20 protein-coding genes are annotated in these 19,148 nt (G+C 71.2%); 3 read left to right on the top strand and 17 right to left on the bottom strand.

The genetic code is table 11. The annotated features are described in order from the left end of the window. The 9 genes from E1285_RS32590 to E1285_RS32550 all read right to left on the bottom strand — a co-directional run. Positions 1–1,257 (bottom strand): L-aspartate oxidase (locus E1285_RS32590; protein ID WP_132158419.1); only part of this gene is annotated, 1,257 nt, incomplete at its 3' end. Between the two features lie 88 nt (positions 1,258–1,345). Next, the gene (panD, locus tag E1285_RS32585; protein WP_132158418.1) at positions 1,346–1,762 is read right to left on the bottom strand and encodes an aspartate 1-decarboxylase; all 417 of its coding nucleotides are present in this window, start codon (positions 1,760–1,762) and stop codon (positions 1,346–1,348) included. Beyond that, positions 1,762–2,622, bottom strand: a complete 861-nt coding sequence (gene panC, locus E1285_RS32580; protein ID WP_132158417.1) for a pantoate--beta-alanine ligase — start codon at positions 2,620–2,622, stop codon at positions 1,762–1,764. Before panC ends, panD begins: the two co-directional genes overlap by 1 nt. Positions 2,623–2,899: 277 nt before the next feature. Then, positions 2,900–3,862, bottom strand: a complete 963-nt coding sequence (locus E1285_RS32575) for a DUF2520 domain-containing protein (protein WP_243723207.1) — start codon at positions 3,860–3,862, stop codon at positions 2,900–2,902. 178 nt (positions 3,863–4,040) lie between these two features. Further along, positions 4,041–6,536: an FtsX-like permease family protein gene (locus E1285_RS32570; RefSeq protein WP_132158415.1), complete on the bottom strand. Its 2,496-nt coding sequence runs from the start codon at positions 6,534–6,536 to the stop codon at positions 4,041–4,043. Then, positions 6,536–7,309 (bottom strand): ABC transporter ATP-binding protein, encoded by a 774-nt coding sequence (locus tag E1285_RS32565; RefSeq protein WP_132158414.1) that lies wholly within the window; start codon positions 7,307–7,309, stop codon positions 6,536–6,538. Before E1285_RS32565 ends, E1285_RS32570 begins: the two co-directional genes overlap by 1 nt. A gap of 276 nt (positions 7,310–7,585) precedes the next feature. Beyond that, complete coding sequence (locus E1285_RS32560; RefSeq protein WP_243723206.1) at positions 7,586–7,882, bottom strand: chaplin; 297 nt, start codon at positions 7,880–7,882, stop codon at positions 7,586–7,588. 160 nt (positions 7,883–8,042) lie between these two features. Continuing rightward, positions 8,043–8,735, bottom strand: a complete 693-nt coding sequence (locus E1285_RS32555; protein ID WP_132158413.1) for a response regulator transcription factor — start codon at positions 8,733–8,735, stop codon at positions 8,043–8,045. An 84-nt stretch (positions 8,736–8,819) separates the two neighbouring features. Continuing rightward, positions 8,820–9,989, bottom strand: a complete 1,170-nt coding sequence (locus tag E1285_RS32550) for a histidine kinase (protein ID WP_132158412.1) — start codon at positions 9,987–9,989, stop codon at positions 8,820–8,822. Positions 9,990–10,099: 110 nt separating this feature from the next. On the opposite strand from E1285_RS32550, the gene E1285_RS32545 reads away from it, so the two are divergent. Further along, positions 10,100–11,113: an SAM-dependent methyltransferase gene (locus tag E1285_RS32545; RefSeq protein ID WP_347814112.1), complete on the top strand. Its 1,014-nt coding sequence runs from the start codon at positions 10,100–10,102 to the stop codon at positions 11,111–11,113. Between the two features lie 8 nt (positions 11,114–11,121). Here the strand turns inward: E1285_RS32545 and E1285_RS32540 are convergent, their stop codons facing one another. The 3 genes from E1285_RS32540 to E1285_RS46880 form a co-directional block, all read right to left on the bottom strand. Then, entirely contained in the window at positions 11,122–12,330 is a 1,209-nt protein-coding gene (locus E1285_RS32540) for a cytochrome P450 (protein ID WP_132158410.1), read from the bottom strand. Between the two features lie 48 nt (positions 12,331–12,378). Next, positions 12,379–13,653, bottom strand: a complete 1,275-nt coding sequence (locus E1285_RS32535; RefSeq protein ID WP_243723205.1) for a PH domain-containing protein — start codon at positions 13,651–13,653, stop codon at positions 12,379–12,381. A 308-nt stretch (positions 13,654–13,961) separates the two neighbouring features. Then, positions 13,962–14,507: a PH domain-containing protein gene (locus tag E1285_RS46880; protein WP_243723204.1), complete on the bottom strand. Its 546-nt coding sequence runs from the start codon at positions 14,505–14,507 to the stop codon at positions 13,962–13,964. A 250-nt stretch (positions 14,508–14,757) separates the two neighbouring features. Here E1285_RS46880 and E1285_RS32525 point away from each other — a divergent pair, with 250 nt between their 5' ends. Next, positions 14,758–15,906 carry an NADH-quinone oxidoreductase subunit D gene (locus tag E1285_RS32525; protein ID WP_132158407.1) on the top strand — a complete coding sequence of 383 codons (1,149 nt, stop codon included), beginning with the start codon at positions 14,758–14,760 and terminating at the stop codon, positions 15,904–15,906. A gap of 59 nt (positions 15,907–15,965) precedes the next feature. Continuing rightward, positions 15,966–16,142 carry a hypothetical protein gene (locus E1285_RS45865; RefSeq protein ID WP_165966847.1) on the top strand — a complete coding sequence of 59 codons (177 nt, stop codon included), beginning with the start codon at positions 15,966–15,968 and terminating at the stop codon, positions 16,140–16,142. A 55-nt stretch (positions 16,143–16,197) separates the two neighbouring features. Here E1285_RS45865 and E1285_RS32520 read toward each other — a convergent pair whose 3' ends face one another. From E1285_RS32520 to folP, 5 genes are read right to left on the bottom strand one after another with little or no spacing between them, the layout of a single operon-like run. After that, positions 16,198–16,707 (bottom strand): DUF3180 domain-containing protein, encoded by a 510-nt coding sequence (locus tag E1285_RS32520; protein ID WP_132158406.1) that lies wholly within the window; start codon positions 16,705–16,707, stop codon positions 16,198–16,200. Beyond that, positions 16,704–17,291, bottom strand: coding sequence for a 2-amino-4-hydroxy-6-hydroxymethyldihydropteridine diphosphokinase (gene folK, locus E1285_RS32515; RefSeq protein ID WP_132158405.1), 588 nt, complete (start codon positions 17,289–17,291; stop codon positions 16,704–16,706). The genes E1285_RS32520 and folK overlap by 4 nt, the downstream gene beginning before the upstream one ends. Further along, the gene (gene folB / locus E1285_RS32510; RefSeq protein WP_132158404.1) at positions 17,288–17,653 is read right to left on the bottom strand and encodes a dihydroneopterin aldolase; all 366 of its coding nucleotides are present in this window, start codon (positions 17,651–17,653) and stop codon (positions 17,288–17,290) included. The genes folK and folB overlap by 4 nt, the downstream gene beginning before the upstream one ends. Continuing rightward, positions 17,650–18,087 carry a nuclear transport factor 2 family protein gene (locus E1285_RS32505; protein WP_132158403.1) on the bottom strand — a complete coding sequence of 146 codons (438 nt, stop codon included), beginning with the start codon at positions 18,085–18,087 and terminating at the stop codon, positions 17,650–17,652. Before E1285_RS32505 ends, folB begins: the two co-directional genes overlap by 4 nt. Next, positions 18,084–19,022 (bottom strand): dihydropteroate synthase, encoded by a 939-nt coding sequence (gene folP / locus E1285_RS32500; protein ID WP_165966846.1) that lies wholly within the window; start codon positions 19,020–19,022, stop codon positions 18,084–18,086. The genes E1285_RS32505 and folP overlap by 4 nt, the downstream gene beginning before the upstream one ends. Between the last annotated feature and the right edge of the window lie 126 nt (positions 19,023–19,148).

Genomic DNA, 19,148 nt, shown 5'->3' with positions numbered 1-19,148 from the left:
GGTTGGGGGGGCTGTCAGGTCGTCCTGGATGGCGGTGGCTATGCGGGCGGCGAAGACCAGGCCCTCCAGGAGGGAGTTGGACGCAAGGCGGTTCGCGCCGTGGACGCCTGTGCAGGCGGCCTCGCCGCAGGCGTAGAGGCCGGGGACGGACGTGCGGCCGTGCAGGTCCGTGCGGACGCCTCCGCTCGCGTAGTGAGCGGCGGGGACGACCGGGATCGGCTCGGTCACCGGGTCGATGCCGTGGTGCCTGCACGCGGCCAGGATGGTCGGGAACCGGTTCTCCCACATCGCGGCACCGAGGTGCCGGCCGTCCAGCAGCATGTGGGAGGCGCCGGTCTCGCGCATCCGGTTCATGATCCCCTTGGCCACGACATCGCGTGGCGCGAGTTCGGCGAGGTCGTGGCGTCCGATCATGAAACGCTCACCGGCGTGGTCGACGAGGTTGGCACCCTCGCCCCGGACGGCTTCGGAGATCAGCGGCTGCTGGCCTCGCGCGCCGTCGCCGAGCCACAGCACAGTCGGGTGGAACTGGACGAACTCCAGGTCGGCGACCTCTGCGCCGGCGCGCAGCGCGAGCGCGACGCCGTCGCCGGTCGAGACCTCGGGGTTCGTCGTGGCGGAGAACACCTGGCCGAGTCCGCCGGTGGCGAGCACGACGGCGCGGGCCCGGACGGCGCCGACGCCGCCGGGCTGCCCCTCGCCCATGACGTGCAGGGTGATCCCGGCGGCGCGTCCAGCGGAGTCCTTCACCAGGTCGAGGACCAGCGCGTGCTCGATGACCTCGACACCGGAGTCCTTGAGCGCCGCGAGGAGGGCACGGCTGATCTCCGCGCCGGTCGCGTCCCCGCCCGCGTGCGCGATGCGGCGCCGGTGGTGGCCTCCCTCGCGGGTCAGGGCGATGTCGCCGCCGCTGGAGCGGTCGAACGCGGTGCCGAGCTCGACGAGGCCGCGCACGGCGTCCGGCCCTTCGGTGACGAGGGTCCGGACGGCGTCCTCGTGGCACAGTCCGACGCCGGCGGTGAGCGTGTCGGCGAAGTGCTCGCCGGGGGTGTCGTCGGGGGCGAGCGCGGCGGCGATCCCGCCCTGCGCCCAGCGGGTCGATCCCGCGTCCAGGAGTGCCTTGGTGACGAGCAGCACCCGCCCGTGCGGACGGCAGCGCAACGCCGCGACCAGCCCGGCGATACCGGATCCGATGACGACGACGTCGGTGGCGGTGGTCCAACCGGGTTCGGGGGCGTGCAGAACCGAAGGGATCATGAACCCTCCTCGGGATCGGTTCTCGTCATTATGACCCTAACCTCGACAAGACCGGACGCCCGACCCCCGCGTTCCCGACGTGTTGGCGTTACGGGTGGACCAGGTCGCCCCGGGTGGTCTGGGTGCCGGGGACGGGGGCGGCGGGATCGGAGTCCAGGGAGATGATCTTGTTGGAGCGGTCGACGTGCACGACGCGGGGAACGAACTCGCGGGCCTCGGCGTCGCTGAGCTGGGCATAGCTGATGATGATCACCAGGTCGCCGGGCTGCACGAGGCGGGCGGCGGCGCCGTTGATGCCGATGACGCCGGAGCCGCGCTCACCCGCGATCAGGTAGGTCTCCAGGCGGGCGCCGTTGTCGATGTCCACCACCGACACCTGCTCGCCGGGCAGCAGGTCCGCGGCGTCCATCAGGTCCTGGTCGATGGTCAGCGATCCGACATAGTGCAGGTCCGCCTGCGTCACGGTGGCGCGGTGGATCTTGGACTTGAACATCGTCCGGAACATCAGTGCTCCTTGCCGAGGTGGAGGGAAACGTTGTCGATCAGGTGCGTGGCGCCGACCCGGCCGGCGACGGCGAGGACGGCGGGGCCGGTGCGGGGGCCCCGGAGAGTGGTGAACGTCGTGGGGTCGACGAGGACGAGGTAGTCGAGGACGAGCGGCGGGTCCGCGGTCGCGGCCTTGTCGAGGACGGCGTTGGCGGCGCCGACCACGGCCTCGGGCCCTTCGGGGGCGGCGTCCGCCCCGGCGTGGAGGGCACGCGAGAGGGCCGCGGCGGTCTCCCGTTCGGACGCGGAGAGGTAGCGGTTGCGGCTGGAGAGGGCCAGGCCGTCGGGTTCCCGGACGGTCGGGCCGCCGGCGACCCGGACGGGGACGTTCAGGTCGGCGACCATCCGGCGGATCATCGCGAGCTGCTGCGCGTCCTTCTCCCCGAAGATCGCCAGGTCGGGCCGGACGAGGTTGAGCAGCTTCAGCACGACGGTGAGCATCCCGTCGAAATGGCCGGGCCGGGCGGCGCCCTCCACGATCTCGCCCATCGGGCCGGACTTGATCGTGACCTGCGATTCGTCCGGGTACATCACGTCGCGGGCCGGCGCGAACACGAGGTCCACGCCTTCGGCCGCGCACGCTTCGAGGTCGGTGTCGAACGTCCGGGGGTAGCGCTCGAAGTCCTCACCGGGCGCGAACTGGAGGGGGTTGACGAAGATGCTGACCGCCACGGCGTCCGCGCTGCGGCGGGCCTGCCGGATGAGGGAGAGGTGGCCTTCGTGCAGCGCCCCCATCGTCGGGACGAGCGCCAGCGTCCCCCCGATCCGGGACCGGGCCTCGGCGAGTTCCGCCCGCGTCCGCGCTATGACGAGCGTCACGACAGGCCCTTCCGCCCGCTCGCCGGGGCGGGCCGAGGTGCCGAGACGAGGCGAGGTGCCCGCACAAGGCGAGGTGCCTGCACAAGGCGAGACGCCCAGACGAGGCGAGACGCCCAGACGAGGCGAGATGCCCGGACGAGGCGAGACGCCCAGACGAAGCGAGATGCCCGGACGAGGTGGCACGCCCCCACGGCACGCTCGGTGCGTGGAGGGCGGCCGGTCCGGAGGAAGGAGGGGGGTGGCGCCGTGCTCGCAGGACGCATGGTTTTCTCCCGGGTCAATCGGCCAGTGCTTCGAGGAGGCGTTCGGCGTCCTCGGGTCTGAGCATTCCGGCGGCCAGGGCCCGGTCTGCGGTGAGGCGGGCCAGGGCGATGTAGGCGCGGCGGCTCTGCGGGGACACCTTGCCCAGCTCGTCGATGTGATCGGACACGGTGCCGGCGTCGCCGCGGGCGACGGGGCCGGTGAGGCCGTCGATGCCGAGGCGCAGGCCGTTGTCGAGGGAGGCGCCGAGCAGCGGGCCGAGCATCCGGCCCGGCTCCGCGACACCGGCGGCTCTCAGCAGGTCCATCGCCTCGACGACCAGCGTGACCAGGTGGTTCGCGCCGCCCGCGAGGGCCGCGTGGTACAGCGGGCGGGCGTCCTCGGTGATCCAGACGGGCTCGCCGCCCATCTCCAGGACGAGCGCCTCGGCGACCGGGCGCAGCGGCTCGGGCGAGGTGACGCCGAACGAGATGCCGGTGAGGCGGCTCACGTCGTCCGGGCGTCCGGTGAACGTCATGACCGGGTGCAGCGCGAGCGGCAGTGCGCCGGCGCGGGTGAGGGGGGCCAGGACGGCGGTTCCGTACCGTCCGCTGGTGTGCATGATCAGCTTGCCGGTGACGGGGACGCCGGCGGAGACCAGGCCGCCCGCCAGCTCCGGCAGCTCGTCGTCCGGGACGGTCAGCAGCACCAGGTCGGCGGCCGCGACGACCTCCGGCGGCGGTGCGACGCCGGCGCCGGGCAGGCGTTCCTCGACGCGGGACCGCGACCGCTCGGACACGGCGGCCGCGGCGACCACGCGGTGGCCGGCGCGGGTCAGCGCGACGCCGAGCGCCGTGCCGACGCGGCCGGCGCCGACGACGCCGACCGCGAGCCGCGCGGGCCTGTCCTCCGGGCTCTCCTGCCCGTCCCCGGGGGTGTGGGGGGTCGTCCCACCACCGGAGACCGGCCCGTTTCCGGGCGCGGCGGAGGAAGGCGTCACGTGAGGGTCCATCGGTTCGTTCCAGTCCTCAGAGGTACCGGACGCGAAACAGGGTACCCGCGGGCCCGGTCATGCGGTCCGGTGGGTGACGATCGCCACCCCGAGGCTCCATTCAAGTGAAGATTCGTCCTTCTCGTTGGCCCCCACCCAAGTGACGGCCGCCGAGAAGGACAAAACTTCAGTCAGCGGCCAGGGACTCCACGATGGACGTTCGGGCGGCGCGGCGCGCGGGCATCACGGCGGCGATCGTCCCGGCGGCTCCGGCGAGGAGGACGAAGCCGACCACCTGTAGGTAGGGCAGTTCGAACCGGAAGTTCTCGCCCATCGCGTTCGCCGCGGCCCAGCCGAACGCGACCCCGAGCACGACCCCGGTGAACGCGCCGATCACGGCCATGACCAGGGCCTCGACGGACAGCATCCGGCGAAGCTGCCGCTTGGTGAGGCCCAGGGCCCGCAGCAGCGCCGATTCCCTCGTCCGTTCCACGACCGAGAGGGTGAGCGTGTTGGCGATGCCGAACAGCGCGATGACGATCGCCAGGCCGAGCAGCGCGCCGAAGACCATCAGCATCATGTCGATCGCCCCGGTCATCGTCTCCTTGAACTCGGCGGCGGAGACCACCTGCACGGCCGGGTACGGCTGCGCGGCGCCGTCGACCGCCGTGCGGGCCGCGGACGCAGGGACGCCGTCACGGCTCTCGACGAAGAGGGCCGACGGGTCCACGGCGCCGAAGTACCGGGTGAAGTCGGCCTCAGGCACGATGATCCCGCTGAACGGGGAACCCGCGCCGTACACGGCGGCGATCTTCACGGGGACTGCGCCGCGCGGGGTCTGGACCTGGAGGGTCTGCCCTATGTCGTAGCCCGACTGCTCGGCGGTCGTCTTGTCCACCATCGCGGTTCCCGGCTCGCGGGCCGCGGCGAGTGTGCCCTTCTCGAACGACGGATTCACGAGCGTGCCGAACGCGGACGGGGTGATCGCGGAGATCCACGACTCCTCGCCGTCGATCTCGACGTCCTGCTGGCGTTTCTCCACGACCGTGGCGATCTCGGGCCGGTCGCGCAGCGTCCCGGTGAGCGCCTGCGGGACGCGTCCCTCCGTGTCCTGCGTCTCGACCTGGAACTCGACGGGGAACTGCTCCGCCAGCTGGTGGTCCGCGGTGGCCTTGCCGCTGGCCGCGATCACCGCGAACAGGCTCATCAGCCCGACGCCGATGGTCAGCGCGATCGTCGTCGTCGCGGTGCGGCGCGGGGCGCGCTGGGCGTTGGCGACCGCCAGCCGTCCCGGAACGCCGCCGAGCCGCGCCGGGACCGCGCCCGCGAGCCGTCCGAGCGGCCGGACGAGCGCCGGCATCGCCGCGATCACCGCGAGGAAGAACACGCCGCCAGCGAACGCGACCATGTACATCGCGCTCTCGCCCTTCTCCATGACCAGGGAGCCGAGCGCGCCTATGGCCAGGCCCGCGGCGCCGAGGAGCACGGCGATCACCGTGCGCGGCACGCCGAGGCGGAACCGTCCGCCGCCCGGTTCCAGGTCCGAGCGCAGCGCGGCGACGGGCGCCACGCGGGTCGCCGCGCGGGCGGGCATCAGCGCGGACAGGACGGTCACGGCGATGCCGACCGCGAGGCCGACCACGATCGTCCGGACGGTGAGGGTCGGCGCGGCGGCGCCCATGGCGGCGTCCAGGCTGTTCATCGCGACGAGCCCGCCGGCGCCGAGGCCGACCCCGGCGGCGAGGCCGATCAGCGAGCCCACCAGGCCCACCACCGCGGACTCGGCCAGCACGCCCCCGAACACCTGCCGGCGGGTCGCGCCGACGCAGCGCAGCAGCGCCATCTCCCGCATCCGCTGCGCGATCAGGATCGAGAACGTGTTGTAGATGACCAGGGCGGACACCAGCATGGCCACCAGCCCGAAGATCAGCAGCCCGGCCCGGATGACCTCGGTGTCGGCGCCCGCGGACGCCGCCAGTTCCTCGCCGAGTTCCGTGCCGCTGTAGACCTGGCCGGACGGGCCGGCGGCGGCCTCGATCGCCGCCCTGTCGCCGCCCGCGATGTCGATCTCGCGGAAGGTCTTCTTTCCGGTCATCGTGATCGCGGTCGGGGTGTCGAACCCCACGGCGCCCAGGAAGCTCGCGTCCTGGTCGATGCCGAAGTCGACCAAGCCGACGACTTTGAACTTGTGCGGACGGTTCTTCTGGTCCAGGACCGTCACCGTGTCGCCGACGGTGAAGCCCTCCCGCTCGGCCACCCCGCTGTCCAGGACGGTCTCGCCCCCGCCGGACGGGGGCCGTCCCTTGTCGACGTCGTAGCGCAGCAGGTCGCCGGACGGCACGGACATGCCGACGGTCGGGAAGTCGCCGACCACCTTGCCGTCCTTGCCGACCAGGGCGGCCTCGCCCTTCACCATGCCGTGCACGTCGGTCACGCCCGGCAGCGCACTGACCTTCCGGTACGTGTCGGCGGAAAGGCCGGCATCCGGCGCGTCGCCCTCCGGCAGCACCGCGAAGTCCACCTTGTCGGCGGATTTCGCGAACGTTTTGGCAACGCCCTTGTCCATCGAGTCCGTCAGCACGAACGTGCCGGAGATGAACCCCACGCCGAGTGTGATGGCCACCGTCGTCAGCAGCAGCCTCAGCTTGTGGGCTCGCAGGCCCGCCAGGGTCGTCCTCAGCATCACGCCTCCAGGCTCTTGAGCCGGTCGAGGACGGCGGCGGGCGTCGGCTGGACGATCTCGGACACGATCTCGCCGTCCCGCAGGAAGACCACCCGGTCGGCGTACGAGGCGGCCACCGGGTCATGGGTGACCATCACGATCGTCTGGCCCATCTCCCGGACCGAGGAGCGCAGGAACCCGAGCACCTCGGCGCCCGCCCGGGAGTCGAGGTTGCCGGTCGGCTCGTCCGCGAAGATCACCTCGGGGCGGGCGGCGATCGCGCGGGCGCACGCGACCCGCTGCTGCTGGCCGCCCGACAGCTCGGACGGGCGGTGCCCCAGCCGGTCGCGCAGGCCCAGGGCGTCCACGACCCGGTCGAACCACGCGCGGTCCGGCTTGCGGCCGGCCAGTTCCATGGGGAGCAGGATGTTCTGCTCGGCGGTCAGCGTCGGCAGCAGGTTGAACGCCTGGAACACGAACCCGACGCGGTCGCGGCGCAGCATCGTCAGCCGCCGGTCGCCCATCCCGGTGATCTCCGCGTCACCGAGGACGACCCGTCCGCCGGTGACGGTGTCCAGCCCGGCCAGGCAGTGCATCAGCGTGGACTTCCCGGACCCGGACGGACCCATGATCGCGGTGAACGCGCCCCTGTCGAACCGGGCACTGACCCCGCGCAGGGCGTGCACGGCCGCGTCACCGGACCCGTACACCTTCGACACGTCCTCGGCCGTGACGGCGGGCGGTACCGCGGCGGCCGGGGCTCCCCCGGGCGGATCGGTGAACGTGCTGGTCACGGTGGCTCCTTCATGGTTCGTCAGGGGTCTGGTCGATCACGAACCACGCTAGGAATCCGCCGCCCGCCTGCCATCGGCCCTGCGGCCACGCTCCGCGTCACTCTCGCGGCTACCCGGCGGGCGCGCGTACGACCTGAGTCGTACACGCCCGTCCCTCCACCCACCGACGCGCGGGGACGCGCGGGGACGCGCGGGGACGCGCGGGGACGCGAAAGCGCCGGAGACCCGGGAGGGTTTCCGGCGCTTCGCGATGGACGGTCGCCCGTCCGTGTCGCGTCAGTCCCCGTACTCGACCTCCGCGCCGCCCTTGCACTGCGCGCTCGCGATGCCGACGACGGCGACGGCGTTGCCGCAGACGTTCACCGGGACCGAGATGGGCGCGATGACCTGGGTCCCGCCCAGGATCGATCCGTTTCCGCTGGTCTCGTTGTCGGAGAACCAGCCGTCACCGCCGCCGTGGCCGTGGCCGTGGCCGTGGCCTCCGTAGGTGGCGGCGTGCGCGGGGGCGGCGGCCAGGGCCGAGGCTGCGACGGCAAAGCCGAGGATGCCGGTCGCGGCAAGCTTCTTGATCACGAGAGTCCTCCCGTACATGGGCTTACAGGCCCGTTCTGACAATTGCCCGACGTCGCCCGCAAAGACGGCGTCGCGTACGGTAGTTACCCAGCTACTCTCAGGTAGATCAATGCCATACCCCACGATGAATGCAAGAAGTCACCATGAAGTAATCAAGCCGTTACGGAGAGTCGTCGCTTTGGCCGCTTTTGACCAGACCCGTCTCATAGGCGAAGACGACGGCCTGCACCCGGTCGCGAAGGTTCAGTTTCATCAGGATCCGCCCCATGTGCGTCTTCACCGTCGCCTCGGAGACGAACAGGCGTCCCGCGATCTCCGCGTTCGACAGTCCCCGCGCCACGAGGCGCAGCACCTCGCCCTCCCGCTCGGTCAGGCTGTCCAGCGCCCCGTCCGACCTCTCATCCGTGTCCGGAAGATGCACCGCGAACCGGTCCAGCAGCCGCTTCGTCGTGCTCGGCGCCACCACCGCGTCCCCCGAATGCACCGACTTGATCGCCTCGATCAGCTGCGCCGGGCCCGCGTCCTTCAGCAGGAAACCGCCCGCCCCCGCCTTGATCGCGGCGAACGCGTACTCGTCCAGGTCGAACGTGGTCAGGATGACGACCTTCGGCCCCGACCGCTCCACCACCCGGCGGGTCGCCTCGATCCCGTCCATGCGCGGCATCCGCACGTCCATGAGGATCACGTCCGCCGACGTGCCGTGCAGCAGTTCGAGCGCCTGCACACCGTCGCCGGCCTCCCCGACGACCTCGATGTCGGGCTGCGCGTCCAGCACCATCATGAACCCGGTCCGGACGAGCTCCTGATCGTCGACCAGCACCACCCGGATGGGCGCCGCCGCGTCCTCCGTCATCGCACCCTCTCGCTGAGGGGTCTCCCCGGCACCGCCCACGCTCACGCCCTCCGCTCCATCACACGTCCTCATGCACCGGCTTCCTCATGCACCGGCTTCTTCATGTACCGGGAGCCGCGCGAGCACCTCGAACCCGCCACCGGGACGCGGCGCCGCACGGACCTCACCGCCGTACACGGCGACGCGCTCCCGCATTCCGGCCAGGCCGTGGCCCCGCCCGTCGTCGGGGGCCGCGGCGCCCCGCCCGTCGTCGACCACCCTGATCTCCAGGGCGTCCTCCGCGTACCGCAGCCGGACCGACACCGCCACATGCGGCCCCGCGTGCTTGAGCGTATTGGTCAGCGCCTCCTGGACGATCCGGTAGACCGTGAGCTCCCGCCCCTTCGACATGGCCGCCGGTGTCCCGTCCATCTCGAACGCCACCCCCAGCCCCGACGCGCGGACATGCTCGACCAGATCGTCCAGCTCTCCCACACCCGGCTGCGGCGCGAACGCCCCCGCGTCGTCGTGCTCGCGCAAGACGCCGAGAAGCCGCCGCATCTCCGCAAGCGCCAGCCGTCCCGTCGAGGAGATCGTGTCGAGCGCCTGCCTCGCCCGCACCACATCGGTGTCGATCGCGTAGGAGGCGCCGTCCGCCTGGACCACGATCACGCTGACGTTGTGCGCCACGACGTCGTGCAGCTCGCGGGCGATGCTCGCGCGTTCCGCGGCCATCGCGATCTTGATCTCGTTGTCGCGTTCGAGCTCCAGCCGCTCGGCCCGCTCCTCCACCGAGCGCAGGTAGGCGCGGCGCGTCCGCATGTGCAGCCCGAGGAGCCACACACCCGCCACGAGCACCGTCAGCATCGCGAACGAGGTCCTCATGTCGTCGGAACCGGACGGGTACTGGTACGTCGCCATGACCGCGCCCGTCTCGGCGACCAGCAGCGCCACCAGCCCCCAGCGGAACGAGTGACCGGCCGTGACCGTGTACAGCCCCATCAGGACGGCGAGGTTCGCCGGCACCGGGGGCAGGTCCAGGACGCACTGGACTCCCGAGATCAGCGCGACCGTGGCGAACACGGTGCGGGGGAATGTCCGGCGCAGGACGAGCGGACCGGTCAGCCCGGCAACCAGCAGTGCGTACTCACCCCGCTCGAACCCGTACGCGCCCCCGAACAGCGCGGGCACGGAGAAGAGCAGGACGGGGAACGCGAAGAACGCGTCGACCAGCGACTTCTTCCGCCGCAACCAGTCCCATGCGCCCGCCACCATGTCGCCAGGGTACGGACATGCAGGTCAGAACGGGATCAGCCGCAGGTCGGATCCAGGTCCACCTCAAGAATGGCCCGGCGGGGACGGCCGGTCGCGGTAACGTCACGGTTGTGGCGGCGTTGGTTTCCGAATGGCTTACATGGCGCACGGCGATGGAGCGGGCGCTGTACGGGGAAGACGGCTTCTACCGGCGCGGAGAACGCCCCGCCGAGCACTTCCGCACCTCCGTGCACGCCTCCCCGCGGTTCGCGGCCGCCATCGCGCGCCTGCTGGTCGAGGTCGACGCCCTGCTCGGCCATCCCGGACGGCTGGACGTCGTCGACATCGGCGCCGGGTCCGGGCACCTGGTGAGCAACATACTGGCCTGCGCACCTCCGGACCTGGAGCCGCGGCTCGTCCTGACGGCCGTGGAGATCGCGCCGCGGCCCGCCGAGATCCCGGCGCGGATCGTCTGGCGTCCGGACCTGCCGACCGGAATCACCGGCCTCGCCGTCGCGAACGAATGGCTCGACAACATTCCCCTGGACGTCGTCGAGCGCACCCCGGACGGCGTCAGAACCGTCCTGGTCGACCCGTCCACCGGCACCGAGCGTCCCGGCGCCGCCCCGTCCGACGAAGACCGCGACTGGCTGGAGCGCTGGTGGCCGCTCCACGAGCCCGGTGACCGCGCCGAGATCGGCCATCCCCGCTGCGCCGCCTGGGCCGCGGTGGTCGGACGGCTCTCCCGGGGGCTCGCACTGGCCGTCGACTACTCGCACTCCCGCGAATCCCGTCCGGTGTACGGAACCCTGTCCGGCTACCGCGACGGCTCCACGGTCCCCGCCGTCCCGGACGGTTCCTGCGACGTCACCGCCCACGTCGCGCTGGACGCCTGCACCAGCGCCGGTGAACGCGCCGGCGCCACGTCCAGCGTCCTGACGACCCAGCGCGAAGCCCTGCGCGCCCTCGGCCTCTCCGGGGCCCGCCCCCCGCTGGACCTGGCCCACCGCGATCCCCGCGGCTACGTCGCCGCCCTCTGCCACGCCGGCGAGGACGCCGAACTGACGGACCCGGCCGGCCTGGGCGGCTTCGGCTGGCTCGCACAAACCGTCAACATCCCGCTCCCCACCGCCCTGACCCCCTGAGTCCTCTTTCAACACTCCACGGGAAGGGACTCCAGGCCCCGTAGGACGTAACCGGGCTTCCAAGCCGGCTCGGCGGACGGGCGCAGGGCAGGCGCCAGCCGGAGGAGCGCGCCGAAGGATTCCGCGAGTTCGATGCGGGCCAGCGGGGCGCCCAGGCAATAGTGGATGCCCAGGCCGAACGTGATGTGCGGGTTCGGGTCGCGGGACAGGTCGAGGCGGCCGGGATCGGCGAACACCTCGGGATCGCGGTTGGCGGACGCGAACTGCAGCGCGACTTCGGCGCCACGGGGGATGTCGACGCCGGCGACCGTGATGTTCTGCAGGACCCATCGTTCGAACATGGGTGCCGGGGTGTCGTAGCGCAGCAGTTCCTCGACGGCCGTGGGGATGAGCGACGGGTCGGCGCTGAGGCGTTCCAGTTCGCCTGGGTTGCGGAACAGCGACCACCAGCCGTTGCCGGTCGCGTTGACCGTGGCCTCATGGCCTGCGTTGAGCAGCAGGACGCAGGTGCCGATCAACTCGTCCTCGGTGAGGCGGTCGCCCTCGTCCACGACCTGGGTGAGGGCGGTGATGAGGTCGTCGCGCGGCTCGTCCCGCCGGGTGCGCGCCAGGGCGCGCAGGTAGTCGGAGAACTCCACGGCGGCTCGGACGGCCGTCCGCTGCGCCTCCTCCGGCGGGTTCAGCTCGTACATTCCGCAGATGTCGGCCGACCACGGGCGCAGCAGGGGCCTGTCCTCCACGGGGACGCCGAGCATCTCGGCGATGACGTTCACCGGAAGCGGCTCGGCGACCTCGGCGAGCAGGTCGCCGCCGCCCTTGTCCACCAGGGCCTCGGCGAGCTCGCCGGCGAGCCGCCTGATCGTCGGGCGCAGGCCCTCCACCATCCGGGACGTGAACGCCTTGGACACCAGCCGCCGAAGCCGCGTGTGCGTGGGCGGCTCCACGTCCAGCATCCCGGCGCGGATCAGATCCCAGAACGGCTTCAGGAAGTCGGCCTCCGGCTCCTGCCCGAACTCCTCGTGGCCCGCGATGTGGAGATACGACCGCCCGAGCCGCCGGTCCCGCAGCAGCGCGTCGACGTCCTCGTACCGGCTGATCACCCACTGGCCGGTGGGCTCGTGGAAGAACACCGGCCGCTCGGCCCGGAGCCACTCGAACACCGGGTACGGATCCGCGACGAACTCGGGAGACCAGGGGTCATACGCCAGCTCACTCATGGCCCGACGATATTCGCATCCCGACTCGGCCGGGAGCCGGTACGTCCGTCAGCGAGCCCAGCGGGTGGGGTCTCCGCCGCCACTGCGGCGGGCGGCCAGGGCGCGGCGGGCGGTCGATTCGACGATGGCGCGGGCCTCGCCCAGCTCGCGGTCGGTGGCTGCGACCTGGACGGGGCCCGGGGGCGCGTCGACGTGGACGGTGGCGAGGCCGAGGAGGCGCTGGAACGGGTTCGTGGTGAGGCGGACGGACTGCGCACGGGCGTGGGCGATCACGTCGGTGCGGCGGCAGGGCCAGCCGTGCCGGGCCACGAAGACGACGTCGTCGGTGCCGGCGCCGTCCGCCTGGTCGATCGACACGGCCTTCGAGGACGCGGGGATCAGGGAGACGGCGTCTACGTGCGTCCCGGGGAACACCTGCGAGACGAGATGCATGGCGACCTGGCGCGGCGCGACGGGCAGCAGCGTCGAGGACAGGGCCTGCCGCTCCCCCGCGTAGCCGGCGACGGTGACCTCGACGCGGACCCAGCCGAGGCTGCGCCAGATCGCGGGCTCGACGATGCTGACGGCCTGGACGCGGCCGGGAGGGAGCGTCTGCATCCTGGTCTCCAGCAGGCCGTAGCGGAGCCGGATCCCGTCCGGGGACATCGCCAACGTGAAGTTGGCGTACATCAGCAGGGGTGCGATGACCGCCCGGATGAGCCCCAGGATGACCGGGATGGTGACGGCCAGGATGCCGCCCTCCGCGTACATCAGGAGGAACATCAGGGACGCGAGGAAGAGGAGGATCGTGCCGAGGACGGGCAGCCGGAGCAGCAGCGACGCGAGCAGCGAGCCGAACCGGACCCGCCACAGATGCCGTTCGGGGGCCTCAGGCGTGTGGCCCGGCAGCCCGGCGGCGAGGGCGAGGAGTTCGGCGCGCAATTCATGGGCGGAGCGCCGCCCCAGGTAGCGGAGCACGATCTCGCTGCGCTCGCCTCCGGCGAGTTCCACCCGCACCTCGGCCAGGGCGAACGCTCGTGTCACCAGGGGACGGACGAGGTCTATGGCCTGGATGCGTGAAAGCGGGATACGGCGCTTGTTCTTGCGGAGCAGACCGGTCTCGACGACGAGGTCGTCACCGTCGACACGGAAGCGCAGACTCAGCCACGACCAGAGACCCAATCCAGATGCGATCAGTCCCATGGAGACGGTCACGATGAGGAACCTTGCCACCACCTCTGGGGTGAGCACCAGGACGATGCCGTCGTCCGTCTCCGTCAGCAGAAGAGGGAAGCCGAGCAGGACGAAGTAGAGGATGAGGATGATGAACGCGCGCAGCGGCACCGTCGCCCAGTGGAGCCTGTGGGTGCCCTCGGAGAACCGGATCGGCGGACGGTAGCCCGGCTGGGGGCCATAGCCGTGAGGAGGACGAGGCGGCCCATAAGGCGGGCCAGGCTGCTGACCGTGGGGAGGACGCGGGCCATGGGGCGGTCCGGGACGACCTTGCGGTCCGGGAGGGCCATGCGGTCCGGGAGGGCCGTACGGGCCTTGGGGCCCCTGCGGTCCGGGAGGACCATGTGGTGGGCCTGGGCGTCCCTGGGGGCCGTAGGGCCCGTACGGGCCTGGTGGTCCAGGTGGGCCATAGGGGCCGCTCATAGTCCCATGCTCCGCTCCTCGCCCTTCTGGGCGAGGCGATCGCGCAGCAGAGCGGCGTCAGCAGTCGGTAGGCCAGGGATGGTCGCGTCCGTTGCCGCTGCGGCGGTGTGCATCCGGACGGTGGCGATGCCCATCCACCTCTCCAGGAGCCCAGCCGTGACGTCCACGAACTGCATCCGCCCGTAGGGGACGACGATGAGGCGCTTGACGAACACTCCATGCGTGACGACGAGGTCGTCCGCACGCTCGACGTAGCCGTAGCCCCGGCGGTCGAGTTCGGCCACCAGCCACGTGAGGATGACCCCCAGCACGACGGCGGCGATCCACATCACGACGGGTATCAGGCCGCCGTTCCCCCACACGACGAGAGCGCCCACACCTCCGATCGGGATGGCCCACAGGGCGGCGGAGAGAAGCCTGTGCCAGGCGTGGCGTTTGGAAATGAGCCACCACTCAAGGCCGCCGCCAGGCGCGAACGCCTGCTCCGCCTGATAGATGGGTGGCCCGGAAGGCTGCTGGTGGGGCGGCTGGTGTGCCGGCACCTGACCTTGACCGTATTGTTCCGGTTGACCGGGTTGGCCTGGCGGTTGACCGGGTTGGCCTGGCGGTTGACCGCCATGACCCGGGCCCGGCTGCGCGGGCGGGTGCGCCGCTCCCTGCTGCCCAGGGTTCGCGGCGGGCTCGTAAGGCGGTTCGCCGTGGCTCGCGTTCATCGCCCCCTAGTCAACCGGATAACGAGTGCCCATTGCCATGGGACCATGAAGCGGTGATCGGAGCGGCGGAGGCGCGACCATGACCACCGAACGGATCGTCGGGATCGGTGCGGGCGCCAAGGAGCTCGCCACCGAGGACATGACCTTGAACATCGGCCCCCAGCACCCGTCCACGCACGGTGTGCTCCGGGTGAAGCTGACCCTGGACGGCGAGCGGATCTCGGCGGCCGAACCCATCGTCGGCTACATGCACCGGGGAGCGGAGAAACTCTTCGAGGTCCGCGACTTCCGGCAGATCATCGTCCTGGCCAACCGGCATGACTGGCTTTCGGCGTTCTCGAGTGAACTCGGCGTCGTCCTCGCCGTCGAGCGGATGCTCGGCATGGAGGTCCCGGTCCGCGCCGTATGGACGAGGACGCTGCTGGCCGAGCTCAACCGGATCCTCAACCATCTGATGTTCCTCGGTTCCTATCCGCTCGAAATGGGCGCCATCACGCCGGTCTTCTACGCGTTCCGTGAGCGTGAGGCGTTGCAGCGGGTCATGGAGGAGGTCTCCGGCGGACGAATGCACTACATGTTCAACCGGGTCGGCGGGCTCAAGGAGGAGCTCCCCGCCGGTTGGACGGCGCGCGCGCGGACCGCGGTGTCCGAAGTCCGCGGCCGGATGGGCGACATCGACGAGATCATCATGGGCAATGAGATCTTCCGGGCGCGGACGAGAGGCGTCGGCGTGCTCACGCGGGAGCAGATCCTGCAGTACGGCGTGTCCGGGCCCATCGCGCGCGCGTCCGGCGTGGACTTCGACTTGCGGCGGGACGAGCCGTACCTGGCCTACGGCGACCTCGACGTCCGTGTGGTCACCCGGTCGGAGGGCGACTGCCTCGCCCGGTTCGAGTGCCTGCTGGACCAGGTCCACGCGTCGCTCGACCTCGCCGACGCCTGCCTCGACCGTCTGGCCGAACTCCCGCCCGGCCCCATCAACCAGCGGCTCCCGAAGGTGCTGAAGGTTCCGGAGGGCCACACCTACGCCTGGACTGAGAATCCCCTAGGCATCAATGGCTACTACCTCGTTTCACGCGGTGAGAAGACCCCGTGGCGTCTGAAGCTGAGGTCCGCGTCGTTCAACAACATCCAGGTCCTCACGGAGCTCCTGCCCGGCAACCTGGTCGCCGACATGATCGCGATCCTGGGCTCGATGTTCTTCGTCGTAGGCGACATCGACAAGTGAATCGACGAATGACGAGCCCGGCACCCGGCCAGGGGCAGTGAGACGTCTACCGAACCGGCGTGACCGAGTCAGGCGAGGGCGTGGGAGCGGCACTCACCGTGGCGCCCGCCGCGTCACCGGCCCCTGGGCGGCAGGCTGCCGCCCAGGGGCCCGCCTCCCAGGCACCGGGCCCGCTGGCCGCGGTGATCGTCCCGTTCGAGCGGTTGCAGTGGGCGCTGCTGGCCTGTGGCGGCTAAGGGACGAGTTCCCGCGCCGCTTCCTCACCGCCGGCGTCCCGTATCTGCTCAAGCCCTAGGCACGGGACGCGCCGCGGTCGCGTTCCTCTTCGTCCGGGTCCTTGGGGACGCGGCACGCGTACTCCAGGAAGAACGCGGCCCCCACCAGGACGGCCGCGGCAAGGAAGGTGCCGCCGCTGACGAAGAAGTCGTGGCGGGGGGTCGCCTTGTCGAGCGACGAGGCGAGGCTGGCGGCGAACCCGGCGAAGACGCCCGCGATGACCGCGGCGGAGTGCGCGCTGGCCTTGCCCAAGGCGGCCATCCGCGCCACCGCCATCGGCTCCAGCGGCTTGGGGGGCGGTTTACGGCCCGGCTCCGGCCGGTGCCCCTCCCCGCGCTTGCGGCGGAGCCGGCGCAGCACGTTCACTCCCGTGAACGCCTCGCCTAGGGCGAGCAGCAGCAGCGTCGGCACCGCGGTCCACGGCAGCGGCGGCAGCGACATGTAGGTCGAACGCAGCACCGCCCAGGTGATCACCGCGACGACGACCACCAGGGCGATGAGGAACAGCGGACGGGAGGGTTTCATGCAGGCTGCTGAAGGGCCAGGTCCTCCCGGCGGCGAACGGCCGACGGACCACCCTCCGACTGCTTGGCCTGAGCGAGGTCGCCGACGCGGCCGTGCCCGGGGAGCAGCACGTCCGGTTCGATGTCGGCCCAGGGGACGAGCACGAACGCCCGCTCGTGCGCGCGCGGGTGCGGGAGCGTCAGATCGGGGTCGTCGGACGTGATGTCCCCGAACACGACGATGTCGATGTCGAGTGTGCGGGGGCCCCAGCGGACGACACGTTCCCGGCGCATCGACGTCTCGATGTTCAGGACGCGTTCGAGCAGGTTCTCCGGTGGCAGCCTCGTGTCGGCCACCAGAACGACGTTGAGGAAATCGCCCTGCTCGGGGATGGTCTCGCCGGGCGGCGCGTACGGCGGTGTCTCATAGACCGGGGAGAACGCCACGAAGCTCAGGCCCGGCGCGTCGAACAGTGCGTCAACCGCCTCCTGGATGTTGTCCATGCGGTCGCCCAGGTTGCTGCCGATCGAGAAAACGACGCGGTGCTGGACCAGCATGTGGCCGCCGGTGGCGGTGCGGTCGTGCATGCGATCGGACGCTGTCATTGGCGACTCCTCCAGATCTTCACGGCGACGTCCGTGAAGGGGTGCGGCACCGGGGCGCTCGGCTTGTGGACGGTGATCTCGACCTCGCTCACCGTCGCATCTTCCAGACATATTGTCGCCAACCGGTCGGCCAGCGTTTCAAGGAGGTTGACGGGCTCCCCCTCGACGACGGCGACCAGGCGGCCGGCGAGCGTTCCGTAGTCGACGGTACGCGAGAGGTCGTCCCCGGCGGCGGCCGGGCGGGTGTCGAGGCCGAGGACGGCGTCGACCACGAACTCCTGCCCCAGCTCACGCTCCGCGGGCAGGCATCCGTGCCGCCCCCGCGCCCGCAGGCCGCGGAGTTCGATGCGGTCGAGAGTCATTCTTCCTCTGCATCCACGACGTTGAGTACGGGTGAACCGTGGTGGAGCAGAAGCCGCCACTCCCCGTCCGAGCGCACGAACACGTTCGTCGCCACGATGCTTCCCCCCGCCAGGAAACCGGCCTCGGTGTCCTCGTCGGCGGTGAGGACGTTCTCCTTGCACGTCACCACGGCATGGTCGCCGTACACGTCGGTCTCGATGTCGGTGAGGACGAACTGGATGTAGGTCGTGTTGGCCATGATGAGCGCCCAGGAGCGGAGCACCTCCTCACGGCCGCGCAGCATCGTCCAGCCGGGATGCACGCAGGAGACGCCGTCCGCGTACGGGCCGTCCGCCCATACGTCCGACATGCGGTCGAAGTCACCGGCCTCGAACGCGGCGTAGTACTCGGCGTGGACCTCGTCCACGTCGGCGCGGTTCACGGCACGGCTCATAGGCGGGAACTCCCGTGGTCGGCGCGACCGTCTGCCGCGGCTTGTTCAGGACTCTCTTCATTGACGGGACCCGCCGCGACGGGACGTGCCGCGCGCATGGCCGCAGCCACACGGACGGCGTCCGCGTTCGGGCGGACCCGGTGGACACGCACGCACCACGCACCGGCGGCGGCGACCAGTGACGATACGGCCACGGTGGCGTCGTCGCATTCGGCGAACGGCCTGGGCGTCCCGTCGGGGTCGGCGAGCAGCCTGGTCAGGAACCCTTTGCGGGACGCGCCGACCAGAACCGGGTACCCCGTGCTCGTGAACGCGTCCAGGTGGGCGAGGAGGGACCAGTTGTGCCCCGCCTCGGGATGCTTGGCGAACCCCAGGCCGGGATCGAGCACGACCATGGACGGGTCGGCGCCCACATCCAGTACCGCGTCGACCCTGCGCAGCAGTTCGTCGCGCACCTCGCGGACGACGTCCGCATAGATGGCACGTGTCTGCATGTCGTGACTGTGCCCCCGCCAATGCATCACCACGTACGGGACACCCGTGGCAGCGACAACACGAGGCATGTCCGGATCGGCCAGCCCGCCACTCACGTCGTTCACAAGGCGGGCACCCACGCCGACCGCGGCCTCTGCGACCTCGGCGCGCATGGTGTCGACGCTGACCGGCACGTTTTCGGCCGTGAGGGCCTCTATGACGGGCACCACGCGACGCAGTTCCTCGTCCTGCAACACGCGTTGGGCGCCAGGCCGGGTGGACTCACCGCCCACGTCCACGATGTCGGCGCCCTCCGCGACGAGGTCGAGGCCATGCCGGATGGCCTTTTCCGGGTCGAACCAGGCACCGCCATCCGAGAACGAATCGGGGGTCACGTTGACCACGCCCATGACGAGGCACCGCCCTGGCGCGGGCAGGCCCGGAACGGCGGCACTGGTCATGACACCCAACCCTATGCCTTGATCTCAACCCCCCGTGGCGACGGCGACGCCGCCCATTTCACACCCGGCACACCCTCCGGCAACGCCGGACATACCGGGGCATACCCGACCCACCGCGCCCTGCAC

Source organism: Actinomadura sp. 7K507 (assembly GCF_004348425.1).
Taxonomy (GTDB): Bacteria; Actinomycetota; Actinomycetes; order Streptosporangiales; family Streptosporangiaceae; genus Spirillospora.
The sequence above is the reverse complement of the archived record's forward strand: the minus strand, read 5'-3'. Positions and strand labels throughout refer to the sequence as shown.

Coding starts and splice junctions, on each gene's coding strand:
- panD (WP_132158418.1), bottom strand. CDS start 1,762: ATGTTCCGGACGATGTTCAAGTCCAAGATCCACCGCGCCACCGTGACG.
- E1285_RS32550 (WP_132158412.1), bottom strand. CDS start 9,989: ATGGTGGCGGGCGCATGGGACTGGTTGCGGCGGAAGAAGTCGCTGGTC.
- E1285_RS32520 (WP_132158406.1), bottom strand. CDS start 16,707: ATGAAACCCTCCCGTCCGCTGTTCCTCATCGCCCTGGTGGTCGTCGTC.
- E1285_RS32540 (WP_132158410.1), bottom strand. CDS start 12,330: ATGAGTGAGCTGGCGTATGACCCCTGGTCTCCCGAGTTCGTCGCGGAT.
- folB (WP_132158404.1), bottom strand. CDS start 17,653: ATGACTCTCGACCGCATCGAACTCCGCGGCCTGCGGGCGCGGGGGCGG.
- E1285_RS32505 (WP_132158403.1), bottom strand. CDS start 18,087: ATGAGCCGTGCCGTGAACCGCGCCGACGTGGACGAGGTCCACGCCGAG.
- E1285_RS32555 (WP_132158413.1), bottom strand. CDS start 8,735: ATGACGGAGGACGCGGCGGCGCCCATCCGGGTGGTGCTGGTCGACGAT.
- folK (WP_132158405.1), bottom strand. CDS start 17,291: ATGACAGCGTCCGATCGCATGCACGACCGCACCGCCACCGGCGGCCAC.
- E1285_RS32570 (WP_132158415.1), bottom strand. CDS start 6,536: ATGCTGAGGACGACCCTGGCGGGCCTGCGAGCCCACAAGCTGAGGCTG.
- folP (WP_165966846.1), bottom strand. CDS start 19,022: ATGACCAGTGCCGCCGTTCCGGGCCTGCCCGCGCCAGGGCGGTGCCTC.
- E1285_RS32525 (WP_132158407.1), top strand. CDS start 14,758: ATGACCACCGAACGGATCGTCGGGATCGGTGCGGGCGCCAAGGAGCTC.